This window comes from Streptomyces sp. NPDC002886 (assembly GCF_042888445.1).
Lineage (GTDB): Bacteria > Actinomycetota > Actinomycetes > Streptomycetales > Streptomycetaceae > Streptomyces.
Map to the genome: position 1 here is coordinate 80706 of NZ_JBIAPV010000008.1, position 12088 is coordinate 92793.

9 protein-coding genes and 1 pseudogene are annotated in these 12088 nt (G+C 67.9%); 5 read left to right on the forward strand and 5 right to left on the reverse strand.

The window, feature by feature from the left end; translation table 11 throughout:
- Positions 1-33: 33 nt before the first annotated feature.
- The 3 genes from ACFYYB_RS30300 to ACFYYB_RS30310 form a co-directional block, all read right to left on the reverse strand.
- Positions 34-1155 (reverse strand): FecCD family ABC transporter permease, encoded by a 1122-nt coding sequence (locus tag ACFYYB_RS30300; RefSeq protein ID WP_389439150.1) that lies wholly within the window; start codon positions 1153-1155, stop codon positions 34-36.
- Complete coding sequence (locus tag ACFYYB_RS30305; protein WP_389439152.1) at positions 1152-2240, reverse strand: FecCD family ABC transporter permease; 1089 nt, start codon at positions 2238-2240, stop codon at positions 1152-1154. The genes ACFYYB_RS30300 and ACFYYB_RS30305 overlap by 4 nt, the downstream gene beginning before the upstream one ends.
- A 130-nt stretch (positions 2241-2370) precedes the next feature.
- Positions 2371-3738: a lysine N(6)-hydroxylase/L-ornithine N(5)-oxygenase family protein gene (locus ACFYYB_RS30310; protein ID WP_389439154.1), complete on the reverse strand. Its 1368-nt coding sequence runs from the start codon at positions 3736-3738 to the stop codon at positions 2371-2373.
- Positions 3739-4000: 262 nt separating this feature from the next.
- Here ACFYYB_RS30310 and ACFYYB_RS30315 point away from each other — a divergent pair, with 262 nt between their 5' ends.
- Positions 4001-4948, forward strand: a complete 948-nt coding sequence (locus tag ACFYYB_RS30315; protein WP_389439156.1) for a methionyl-tRNA formyltransferase — start codon at positions 4001-4003, stop codon at positions 4946-4948.
- 90 nt (positions 4949-5038) lie between these two features.
- On the opposite strand, the gene ACFYYB_RS30320 is transcribed toward ACFYYB_RS30315, so the two are convergent.
- Complete coding sequence (locus tag ACFYYB_RS30320) at positions 5039-6760, reverse strand: AAA family ATPase (protein ID WP_389439159.1); 1722 nt, start codon at positions 6758-6760, stop codon at positions 5039-5041.
- 161 nt (positions 6761-6921) lie between these two features.
- On the reverse strand, positions 6922-7635 hold the full coding sequence (locus tag ACFYYB_RS30325; RefSeq protein WP_389439161.1) for an NUDIX domain-containing protein: 714 nt from the start codon (positions 7633-7635) through the stop codon (positions 6922-6924).
- An 85-nt stretch (positions 7636-7720) separates the two neighbouring features.
- Between ACFYYB_RS30325 and ACFYYB_RS30330 the strand changes: the two genes are divergently transcribed.
- The 4 genes and pseudogenes from ACFYYB_RS30330 to ACFYYB_RS30345 form a co-directional block, all read left to right on the forward strand.
- Positions 7721-9475 carry a hypothetical protein gene (locus ACFYYB_RS30330; protein WP_389439163.1) on the forward strand — a complete coding sequence of 585 codons (1755 nt, stop codon included), beginning with the start codon at positions 7721-7723 and terminating at the stop codon, positions 9473-9475.
- The gene (locus ACFYYB_RS30335) at positions 9472-10386 is read left to right on the forward strand and encodes a hypothetical protein (RefSeq protein ID WP_389439165.1); all 915 of its coding nucleotides are present in this window, start codon (positions 9472-9474) and stop codon (positions 10384-10386) included. Before ACFYYB_RS30330 ends, ACFYYB_RS30335 begins: the two co-directional genes overlap by 4 nt.
- A 50-nt stretch (positions 10387-10436) precedes the next feature.
- A complete protein-coding gene (locus ACFYYB_RS30340) occupies positions 10437-11102 on the forward strand; it encodes a hypothetical protein (RefSeq protein ID WP_389439167.1) in 666 nt (221 codons plus the stop codon).
- Between the two features lie 465 nt (positions 11103-11567).
- Positions 11568-12088: pseudogene (locus ACFYYB_RS30345) on the forward strand (site-specific DNA-methyltransferase); the annotation flags it as partial.

Genomic DNA, 12088 nt, shown 5'->3' on the forward strand with positions numbered 1-12088 from the left:
CCTCTATTTAGGCTTGCCTAACCTTTCTATCACCTAGCGGCGGTTCGCCCGCACCAGGAGGTAGATGAGGAAGGGACCGCCGATCGCGGCCGTGACCACACCGACCGGCAGGCTGATCGGCAGTGCCGTACGGGCGACCAGGTCGGAGCCGATCAGCAGCAGCGCCCCCGTCACGGCGGAGGCCACCAACGGCGGCGTGGGCGACTTCGTCAGACGCAGCGCCACCTGCGGCGCCACCATGGCGACGAACGGGACCGGTCCCGCCGCGCTCACCGCGAAGCCGGCCAGGAGCACCGCGCACAGCAGCAGGACGGCCCGTACGAGCGCGAACCGGACGCCGAGACCGGCGGCCACGTCGTCGCCGAAGTGCAGCGGCTTGAACTGGAAGGCCACGCACGCCACGACCGCCGCGAGGGCGAGCGTGCCCCAGAGGGCCACCGACACCTCGTCCCACGAACGGTTGTCCAGGGAGCCGACCAGCCAGGCCTGGGCCCGCGCCACGTCCCTGATGTCGGCGGTGACCAGCAGCCAGGTGGTGATCGCCTCCATCACGGCGCTCACGGAAAGGCCGATGAGGATGAGCCGGAAGCCGTCGACCCCGCGCCGCCAGGCCATGAAGTAGACCAGCAGTCCGGTGGCGAGGCCTCCCGCGAGCGCCGCCCCGGACAGCCCCACGGAGCTGACGACCGCGGCCGTGGCCCCGCCCGACACCGTCACCAGGCACACCGCGACCGCACTGGCGCCCCCGGTGATCCCCAGGATGTCCGGACTGGCCAGCGGATTGCGGGCGATGGACTGGGTGATCGCCCCGGACATCCCCAGCGCGACGCCGACGACGAGCCCGGCCAGGGCCCGCGGCATGCGCAGGTCCATGATCACGAACTGGTCGACCTGCTCGCCGCCGCCGAAGAGGGTGGCCACCACCTGCGACAGGCCGAGGGGGAAGTCCCCCACGGCGATGGACAGGCAGAACAACAGGAAGGCCGCCGCCGCCAGCAGCAGCGTGACCAGCACGATCCTGGGCCGCCAGACGAACGACAGGCCGCCGAGCCGCACACCCGGCGCCACCGAGGGCTTCCCGGCGGCCTTCTCGCCTGATGCCTCGCCTGACTTCTCGCCGGAGTTCTCGGCGGACTTCACATCGGTCACGTTCATGCGCTCTTGAACTTTCCCCGCCACACCAGGACCGCGAAGAACGGAGCACCGAGGAGAGCGACGAGGATGCCCGCGTCCAGCTCTCCCGGCCGCACCACGACGCGTCCCACGATGTCGCAGACCAGAAGGACGACCGCGCCGAGCAGGCCCGCGTACGGCACCAGCCAGCGGTAATCGGGCCCGGCCAGATACCGGGCCACGTGGGCCACCATCAGCCCGAGGAAGGCGATGGGCCCGCACGCCGCCGTGGCCGCGCCCGCCAGCAGCGTGATGGCGACGATGCCGACGGTCCGGATCAGCGTGATGTTCACGCCCAGTCCCCGGGCCACGTCGTCGCCCAGGTTCAGCAGGTTGACGGAGGGCAGGGTGGCCAGGGCCAGTACCAGCCCGACCGCGATGAAGGCGGTCACCGGCCAGATGACGTCGAAGCCGACGCCGGCGACCGACCCCGCGTTCCAGAACCGCAGCGCGTTCAGCGCCGCCTTGTCCGACAGCGCGACCGCCGTCGTCATGGCCATCAGGAACACCGTGACCCCCTGCCCGGCCAGGGCGAGCGTCAGCGGATTGCCCGCGCCCCGGCCGATGCTGGAGAGCCCGAACACGACGACCCCGGCGAGCGCGGCGCCCAGGAAGGCGAACCAGACGTACTGGAACGGGTCGGTGAACCCGAACAGGGCGATCGCCGACACCACGGCGAACGAGGCCCCGGTGTTCACCCCGAGCAGGCCGGTGTCCGCGATGGGGTTGCGCGTGTACCCCTGGATCAGCGCCCCGCCGACGCCCAGGGCGATGCCCGCCACGATCGCGAGGACCGTACGGGGCACCCGTACCGTCCGCATGATGAGCCGGGCCTCGGAGAGCTTCTGGTCGGGGTCCGGATCCGCGAAGAGCCCGTGCCACGCCTCGGCGGGGCTGAGCGCCCGCGCGCCCACGGCGAGGGACACCAGCGCCGCGGCCACGAGGATCGCGAGGAGGGCGAGCAGACCCACGATCCGCCGCCGCCGGGCCCGCGCGACGACCCTGGAGGGTGCCGGGCGCCCGACCGCGGGCGGGCCGCCGGCGGGGAGGCGAGTACCAGTGGGCACGGACGTTCCTTCGGTATGGGGCAACTGCGTGACGGAGCAACCGGATGCATGGGGCACCGGTCGCACACTACTGCCGTGCCTCAGGCGCGAGAACGCCCGGGAGGCACGGCAGTGGGTGGGTGGGGACCGGTCAGACGGCCGGCTGGCGGGCTCCGCCGCCCGCTCCCCCGGCGACCGGACGAGCCTGGTCGGGGACGGCCTTGAGGCTCCGGTCGAGGATCGAGTCGAGTATCTCGCCGACCCTGACCGCGGTGTTGGACAGCAGGGAGGAGGTGATGCCGTGCGTGTGCTCGGTGCCGCCCTGGAGGTAGATGCCGCAGCTCAGTTCGAGGTCGGTCGTGACCCGGTAGTCGCGCTCGACCCGGATCCGGCCCTGGTCGTCACGGTGGCAGCGGTCGGCGACCTCGCCGAGCAGGCCCAGGCCATCGGCCTGCTGGTACCCGGTGGCGCACACCACGACGTCGGCGTCGAGCACGCTCTCCTCGCCGGTGACCAGGGACTTGACGGTGGCACGGACCCCGTCGGCGGTCTCCTCCACGCCCGTCAGGCGCGAGACGTTCAGGAAGCGCAGCCGCTCGGTGCCGAGCACCTTCTCCTGGTACGACTGCCGGTAGAGGTCGTCGATGAGGTCGATGTCCACCACGGAGTAGTTGGTGTTGCCGTGGTAGCCCATCAGCCGCTGCTTCACGTCCTCCGGGGCGGTGAAGTACTCGTCCACCGCCTGCGGGTCGAAGATGCGGTTGGCGAAGCTGCTGTCGTCCGCCGGGCTGTAGCCGTAGCGGGAGAAGACCGCGCAGACCTCGGCCTGCGGGAAACGGCGGTGCAGGTAGGCCACGTTCTCGGCGGCGCTCTGACCGGCGCCGACCACGACGAAACGGGTGGGCTCGCTGCCCTCCAGGCCGTCGATCTTCTTCAGCAGGTCGGTGTTGTGCCAGACGTGGTCGGTCCGCTCGACGCCCTCCGGCATGACCGGGCGCAGTCCGGTGGAGATGACGAGGTTGCGGGCGCGGTGGACGACGACCTCGTCGCCGGAGCGCGCCGTCACGTCGAGGTACTCCACGACGCCGTCCCGCACCACGGGCTCGACGGAAACGACCTGGTGGCCGTACGAGACCATGTCGTCGACCTTGGCGGCGGCCCACTCCAGGTAGTCGTGGAACTCGACCCGGAGCGGGAACAGGTTCTTGTGGTTGACGAAGTCGATCAGCCGGCCCTTCTCCTGCAGGTAGCAGAGGAAGCTGTATTCGCTGGTCGGGTTCCGGAGCGTCACCAGGTCCTTCATGAAGGACACTTGCATCGTCGCGTCGTCGATGAGCATGCCGCGGTGCCACCCGAAGCGGGGCTGCTGCTCGAAGAAGTGGGCGGTGACCGCCTCCTGCCTTCCGACGCGCACGTTGTGCTCGCTGAGCGCGATCGCCATGGCGACGTTCGACGGCCCGAAGCCGATACCGATCAGGTCGTGGATCAGTGGTGCGTCGCCAGGAAGAGCCTGTGACATGTCACTCCCATTGGTGCGGGACAGCCGCCTGCCAGGCGTCGTGTCAGGGGTGGGGGAAAGGGGGCGTCCAGGCGCACCGGTGACCGGCAGCCGAGTGGAACTTAGGTAAAGCTAACCTGATCCAGACGCTCTGTCGACCAGACAAACCACGCAAAACACCCCCACTCGCCCCAATCGAGCCCAGAATCGGGGCTGTTGCGTCGTTAGGTAAGCCTTGCTTTACTTACCTTTGCTCATTTCGCTCTTCTGAGGAGGAACCCCGATGCGGGTCGTCATGTTCGGTTATCAGACCTGGGGACATCGCACCCTGAAGGCGCTCCTGGACTCCGAGCACGACGTCGTGATGGTCGTGACCCACCCCAAGAGCGAGCACGCCTACGAGAAGATCTGGAGCGACTCGGTCGCCGACCTCGCCGAGGAGCACGGCGTCCCGGTCGTCATCCGCAACCGCCCGGACGACGAGGAACTGTTCCAGCAGCTCAAGGAAGCCGACCCGGACATCCTCGTCGCGAACAACTGGCGCACCTGGATACCGCCGCGCATCTACACGCTGCCGCGCTACGGCACCCTCAACGTGCACGACTCCCTCCTCCCGAAGTACGCGGGCTTCTCCCCCCTCATCTGGGCCCTCGTCAACGGCGAGCCCGAGGTCGGCGTGACGGCGCACATGATGGACGAGGTGCTCGACGCCGGCGACATCGTCATGCAGCATGCGGTTCCGGTCGGCCCCACGGACACCACCACGGACCTGTTCCACAAGACGGTCGACCTGATCGCCCCGGTCACGATCGGCGCCCTCGACCTGATCGCCTCCGGCCGGACGGAGTTCACGAAGCAGGACCGCTCCCAGGCCACCTTCTTCCACAAGCGGGCCGAGGAGGACATCCGCATCGACTGGTCCTGGCCCGCCGAAACCCTGGAACGCCTGGTCCGCGCCCAGTCGGCCCCCTACCCCGCCGCCTTCGCCTTCCACCGGGGCAAGCGCCTGGAGATCCTCACGGCCGTCGTCTCCGAGGGCCGCTACGGCGGCACCCCGGGCCGCATCTTCTACCGCGAGGGCGAGGGCGTGGTCATCGTCGCCGGCCCGACCGCCCACACGGGCCACAACCACGGCCTGTCCATCACGTCCGTCCGCACCGAGGACGGCCGGGAGCTGCCCGCGTCCGAGTACTTCACGTCCATGGGCGGCTACCTCACGTCCCGCCCGTAACGGGGACACCCCAAAAGCCCCGGCCCGCCCAGGACGGTCCCCGGGCGGGCCGGCCGTGGCGGCGGCGTGGCCGGTCCCGTCCAGACGGTCTCAAGAGGATGTCGTGCCGGTCATGCCTTCGCAGAACTCCCGGTACGCCTGCGAGATGTCCGAGAAGCGCACCGTGGTGATCTCCTCGCGGGTGAGCGTGCCGCTGCTCCCTCCGTGATGCTCGTACAGCCGCAGATCCCGCAGAGCCGCCGCCTTGCGGCACAGTTCGCGGGCGAAGCGGCCATTGCCCAGCTGGTCGACGAGCCCGTCGTCGACCGCACGCCGGCAGCAGGCCTCCAGCACGGAGGCGGCCTCCTCCTCGAGCACGTCGCCCTGGGCTTCCAGCAGGTTGTGGGCGATCCGGACGAGCTCGTCGGCGGAGTACGAGGGGAAGTCCACGCGCGTGGTGAATCTGGACGCCAGCCCCGGGTTCGTGGCGAGGAGTTCGGTGATCTCGTGCGGGTAGCCGGCCAGGATGACGACGAGCCGGTCCCGGTCGTCCTCGGCCCGCTTGAGCAGGACCTGGAGCGCTTCGTCCCCGAAGGCGTCGCCGCCGAAGTAACCGCTGTTGGACAGGGCGTACGCCTCATCGATGAACAGCACGCCGTCGAGCGCGGAGTCGATGGCCTTGGTCGTCTTGATGGCGGTCGAGCCGAGATGCTGGCCGACCAGGTCGACCCGCTGGACTTCCACGACTTGCCCCCGTCCGAGCAGCCCGAGTCCGGCGAACACCTTCCCGACCACCCGGGCGACGGTGGTCTTCCCCGTCCCGGGCGGGCCGGTGAACACGAAGTGCTGCGGAGCCGCGGTCGAGGGAAGCCCCTGCTCCTTGCGCACGGCGGCCATGCGCAGCTGCGCCGCCAGCGTGCGCAGCTGCCGCTTGATCGCCTCCAGCCCCACCATGCCGTCCAGGTCGGCCATGGCTTCGGCCAGGAGGAGCTCCCGTGCCCGGGAGTCGTCGGAGACGTCCGCCGTGTCCGGCCCCGGCTCCGGCGCCTGCGGTTCCGGCGCCGGGGCCGGGGCGGCCCGCACGGTGACGGCCTGGGCGCGGGTCGCGACATCCGCGAGCGTGGGGAAGCAGCGGAAGGCGTACTGGAAGTGCCGCAGCGCTTCCTCCTGCTGCCCGAGCCCCTCGTGCGCCAGGCCGCGCAGGTAGGCGACCTCTCCCTCGTACCGGCTCTCCTTCCCCAGGGCTTGCGGGAGTTGGGAGAGTGCGTTGAGCGCCTCGTGGAACACGTGCTGTTCGATCAGGGCGCGGGCCACGTAGAGCTGCGCCTCGTCACGAAGGAACTTGTCGGTGATGTTCCGCGAGAAGTGCAGCACGAGGTGCCAGTCCACCTTCAGGAAGGCGTACCTCGTGGCGGTGAACCGCGTTTCGTCGCAGTCGAGCTGAGCCTTCTCCAGCGAAGTCCAGGCTTCCTCCAGCCTCCGCTCGCTCAACAGCCCCGACACGGCGGCGAGCCAGAGGTCACGCGCCGATTCGAGGCGCAAGGTGACATACACACCGAGGTCGAAGCGCGATTGCAGCGGCATGTTGCACTTGCCGCGTAACGCACCGAACGACCGGTAGTGGAGTGACATCGCGTCAAGCGCTTCTGCCTGCCGCCGCCCCGCCGCGTGCAGGCCCAGCCAGGCATCGGCAGCCGAGGGGGCGTACCCGATGGCCTGCTCGAAACGCCCGGCCGCCCAGTCCGGCCGCCCCTGCCGCAGGAACCCGACCCCTTCCACCCAGGCCCGCTCGCTCCGCCTGGCGGATCCCCACGGTGCGGACACTCCGGACATCGCTTCCCCCACCCCGCCGGACCTCGGCTCCGATCACCCACTGGAGCGCGATTATCGCACCCAGCCCAGAGCCTGCCGGCGCACCGAACCTCCCCACCCCCCGAGCGGCCGGGCATGCCCGAATCGATCCGGGAACCTTGAGATTCGGCCAACTGTGCAGGCTACCCACCGGCACGGAGGAGCGGTGGGCTCAACACCCATGCAGCCCCTCTGCGGTAGAGCGCGGCCGGGCGACCCGTCGAGGGCATCCTCTGTCCGCCCGTGGGCTCCACGAACCCTTTCGTCCCCAGTGCCTTGCGCCGGAAGTTGCTCGGGTCCAACGGTTGGCCCCAGACCACTTCATAGACCGTACGCAACTCGCTGAGGGTGAACTCCGAGGCGCAGAAGGCCGTGGCGACAGGGGTGTATTCGAGTTTGCGGCGGACCTCCTCCAAAGCCTCGGTGAGGATCTCGGAGTGATCAAATGCCAGCCTCGCCTTCCCCTTGCCCAGCCCCTCCACCGGCGCCCAGTAGGCCCGTTCGGCATCGGTACCACCCACAGGCACGGGCAGGTTGGGCCCCAGGGCCAGGTAGGCCACGGTGACCACTCGCCCTCTCGGATCCCTTCCGGGATCACCGTAGGCACCCAGTTGTTCCAGGTGCAACAGCCCACCGTCGATGCCGGCTTCCTCCCACAACTCGCGCAGGGCCCCTTCGCGCAGGGTCTCACCCTTCTGGACATACCCGCCGGGGAGCGCGGGCCTGCCGATGAAGGGCTCCACCCCGCGGTCGATCAGGAGCACCATCAGGCGGGCACCTCGCATCGTGAAGATCGCGAGGTCCACCGTGACCCACGAGGCCTCCACCTCATCGGAGTCTTTCAGCCAGTCATCCACGAGAACCCCTAAAGGTCACATTGACTTGAATACCCTCGCCACTTATGGTCACACAGACCTTAACCCTAGGAGGTGAGGGCAGGGCATGGCCGCTCCCCGCGTACCACCCGAAAAGAACTTCCCGGACGAAGTGACGTCCGCAACACGCCACTTATGCGCCGGCCCCTACGTGGACGAAGACTTCCGCGACCTCGTGATCGACAAGGTCTGTACGTCTCCGCACCGCAGGGTCGCCCCGTCCTACGGGTTCGACATCGTCCCCGTCATGCGCCATGCGTGGCGAGCCGCCACCCTCACGGCCGTTCTGCGCGTCACGCTGCTGGCATCCGTGATCGCACCGGCCTGCACGGGCGCCCTGCCCGCGAGCGTCCTCGTGACATGCGGTCTCTCCCTCCTGTGGCTGCTCCGCATGGCCCTGCTCATACACCGGGGCGATCGCGAGCCCCAGGCCGGCCGGGATTCCGGACGCCGCAACAAGGGTCGGAGACAGCGCCATCGGCGCCGTCTCCAACGGATCCTCCCGCGAAGAAGTTCGGAGAAGTCGCAGGCTCTACGCCGCATCGGAGGCATCGCGCTCGGCGTGGCGACAACCGGCTTCGCGATCGGACTCACCCACCCCCATCACGCCACCACAGCGCTTCACTTGGGGGCCGGCATCGTGCTCACATGCCTCGCCATCGGAGCGACGCGCCAACTGCAACTCAACCGGATCCTCCGGGCACCGGCCCTACGACCCGCACGATTGTCCCCCCGACAACGGGTGGTCGACGCGCAGCAGAGGGACGTGCACACCGTCTATCGCCGCCCCAGCCACAGTCAGGACAAGGAAGCACCAGACGACGACCTGAACGTGTTCACCCTCTTCGGAAGGGAGTCACCGTTCATTGGCGCCGGAGAGATCGTTTATCAGTGGAACCCACCGATGAGCGTCCAACTCCTGCGCCCCGTCGAGGACGATGACGCCCCCCTACACGAACGGGAGCACCCCATACCCCCGTTCCAGGCCCACGAGCTCGTCGATCACCTGCGCGACGCGGTCCGCCTGCTGAACACCGACAGCCACGATGTCCGCTTGCCCGCCCAAGTCAGCGACCGTGTCTACGTGTCCGAGACCGACGTGGCAACCAATCGCTCTCTACTCCCCCAGAAACTCACTGACGCAGATCTACGGGAGATCATCAACACTCCAGGATCGAGGGGGCATCATTTCCTCGAGGTCACGACACCGCTGGAGGGCGCGGAATACGTCGCGACCGTCCTGCTCCACGTCAGCATACGGGGACGGACCCTGATCATCTCCACCGCAGCGTGCGTGCTCGCGCACACACCGAGGTCCTTCCAACGGACGGCCGAGTTCGGCCAGCACGGCTTCGTCGCAGTCATTTGGGCGGCCTTCCGCGAATTGTCCACCCTCCCTCGGCAAGTCCAGCACTCGTGGCGCATCATCCGATATCTCCACGCCCTGACCAAGGCCGCCGCCCTCCCTGCCGACCTCACTTCCACGCCGATACCCAACGTCCTCATCGGCAGCCGCGTGAGCATCCGGGAGCAATCGGCCCAGGCGTGGTCCAAGGTGCAATTGGAGAAGACCGACATCCTGGGCCGGATGAAGACGATCGAACAACGGCTGCTCAGGGCGGCGGGCGACTTCCTCCTGACCAAGGACGTGGACGCGTCGGAGTTCAACAATCGAGCACTCAAGATCATCAATAGTGGGATCTTCAACTTCGGCGACAACAACACCATCAGCAACAACGCCGTGGGTGACGCGGCCCAAGTCGGCGCCCCGGCGCATCCCGCCACGGGGACCGACAACCCCAGCGACGGAGGAACCCCGTGAACGCGAACCGAGGCATCAGCTCCTACGGCGATGGCAACACCATCAGCAACAACGCCGTGGGCAACCACGCCCGAGTCCACGTGACGCCTCCGGCGAAACAACGCGACGCGAAGGCTGCCGGCTCCGTGGCATCAACGGATCGGGGCGCGTGGGACATCGGAATCGTCACCATCCTCAGCGAGGAACTACGCGCACTCTGCGATGAGTTAAAGCTCGAACGACACAAGGAGCCAGGCGGCCTCTACTTCTATCGCGGAGAACACACCACTCCGGACTCAACCGTCCGCATCGTAGCCACACAGGCTCAGAGCCAGGGGCAGCGGTCGGCCATGGCCGCTCTGGACAATCTGCGACGTCACTACACGCCTCGGCTATGGGCTCTCGTCGGAGTGGGCGGAGGCATCCACGAGCATGCCCGCATCGGAAATGTCATTGTCTCGACCGACGTCGTCTACTACGAGAATCGCAAGATCAATCCGCTCGGTGACGTGCGGAGGCGGGGCGAACACCGACAGGCTCCGGCCCAAGTGGTCCATGCCGTGAACGCCTTCTTCACCGAGCACGGTACCCCCGCCCGTATCCACGATCAGCTCGCCTCGCAATCCTCACAGGAATACGAGGTGTATCCGGGGCCGATCGGCTCCGGTGAAGCAGTCATCGCCGACCGCGGCAGTGACATCCGCCGATACCTGGCTCACTACAACGAGAAGGTACTGGCGGTGGACATGGAAGCGGGTGGCTTGAGCCAGTACTGGCAGGAGAACTCCGTCCACGACGAGACGAACCCCGGTTGGATCGTCATCCGAGGTGTTTCCGACAACGCCGACGAAAAGAAGGGGCACGCGCACCACGAACTTGCGGCCCGAAACGCCGCCCACGTTCTGCGACTCCTGCTGCCTTTCCTCTGCTGACGCAATCGGCGCCCCGCCGAATCCGACCCGACACCGGAAGTGGGATCCACATGACCGATTTTATGATAGGGATCCTCGGCTCTCTGGCGGCCAGCGCGATCCTCCTCGTCCTCGGCCTGCTCCGTGGCTCCCGTCCCGTGTGGTGGCTGGTCGCCGCCTGCTCCCGGTGCACGGGGACCAGGATCGGGCGCGTCTACCGTCACCAGTCCTCGGCCGAACAGGACCTCGCTCGCGACCTGCGGCAAGCCCGCTGGGTCAAAGTCCTGGCAGGCCGGGGAAACGTGCTCACCCGTGAGGTCTTCTCACCCTTGTGGTCGGCAGAGCCTTCCCCGCAGTCCGTCCAAATCCTGTTGCCCGACCCCGGCCCCCGAGAGGATTCGTGGCTCGATCGGCGTTCTCAGGAAGTGTCCCGATTCGACCCGGGCTTCACGCGGGGTCTGCTCAGAACCCAGGTCCGAACGAACATCGACTACCTGACGCGGGTGATGCAGGCGAGGGCCGGCATCGAACTGCGCACCTTCAACCTGCCGAACAACTGTCGTGTGATCGCGACGGACCGTGCCGCGTACCTCACGTTCTACAGCGCGTCGGCCCACGGCAGAAGCTCTCCGTGCCTGTACACCCGAGCGCCCGGCATTCTTTACACCGCTGCTCTGCGCCAGTTCGACGCGACATGGGCACACGCCACACCGCCTGTTCCGGCCCCGCCCCCCTGACGAACGGGAAAGCGAAAGCCCGCCGCGGGCTCCCGGTCCGGGGAACCCACCAGCGGGCCTTCATCATCGGAGAACCGCGAGCGAGATACATCGCGCCCGAATCGGCGTACCCTCAGCCAACTTGCACCTCAGGCGTCCTTCGCCACCCGCTCCAGGATCGCCACGCACTCCACGTGGTGGGTCATCGGGAAGAGGTAGGCCCGGGCATGGTTGGCAACAAGTGCAGGTCAGAGGCTGTTCTGTGTACACAATCGCGGCGAGGTCTGGGGCCCGAGCGTCATATGAGCGTCAAGCGGACCAGGTCCCAGGCGAGTGCCGGAGTTCGAGTACAGCTCACTGCACCGCCTGGTCCGCCAGGGTGACAGACGGGGACTGTCAGTAGATCTCCTCCGGCTCTTCGTAGAACTTGGTTGAGGCCATGCACCAGGTCGAGGATCTCGTTCGCCGTGCCACAGCCCTGGGAGGGGCGGCCGGACCAGCGAGGACCGCACCGGCCGCACCACGTACGTCCCCAGCAACAGTGCCCACGACCTCTCCAACTGTCCCAGCGAGAAAAGTGCTCAGCGCCCCTACCGCTCCTGGCTGACCGAACTGCTCACCGAGTCGTACCGAGCCTCCGCCGAGCACGCGGTATCCGTGGTCTTCGCTGACTGCTTCCAGGAGCCGACTACGACCGGTGCCCTGCAGATAGCGGGTGGACCTGGAGCAGCACCATTCCGTGGATCACACCCGCCAGCAGGCCCCGCAAGGACCGGGCAGGCAATACCCAGAAGCCCGTTGAATGACGGAGCAGCTCGTCCAGGTCTGCCCCGAAGGCGCCACCGTCCTCGACCCGTTCACCAGCAGTGACTTCCCAGTCATGGCGGCCTCTCGTGAGAGACCCCGCTTTGTTGGCGTCGTCCTCGCACTACGCCGACGTTGCCGAGCAGCTACTCCGCGCGGAGCTGACGCAGAACGACTGCACCCTGGCTGGGCCGGAGGCATGA

Coding starts and splice junctions, on each gene's coding strand:
- ACFYYB_RS30340 (WP_389439167.1), top strand. CDS start 10,437: ATGACCGATTTTATGATAGGGATCCTCGGCTCTCTGGCGGCCAGCGCG.
- ACFYYB_RS30320 (WP_389439159.1), bottom strand. CDS start 6,760: ATGTCCGGAGTGTCCGCACCGTGGGGATCCGCCAGGCGGAGCGAGCGG.
- ACFYYB_RS30300 (WP_389439150.1), bottom strand. CDS start 1,155: ATGAACGTGACCGATGTGAAGTCCGCCGAGAACTCCGGCGAGAAGTCA.
- ACFYYB_RS30310 (WP_389439154.1), bottom strand. CDS start 3,738: ATGTCACAGGCTCTTCCTGGCGACGCACCACTGATCCACGACCTGATC.
- ACFYYB_RS30315 (WP_389439156.1), top strand. CDS start 4,001: ATGCGGGTCGTCATGTTCGGTTATCAGACCTGGGGACATCGCACCCTG.
- ACFYYB_RS30330 (WP_389439163.1), top strand. CDS start 7,721: ATGGCCGCTCCCCGCGTACCACCCGAAAAGAACTTCCCGGACGAAGTG.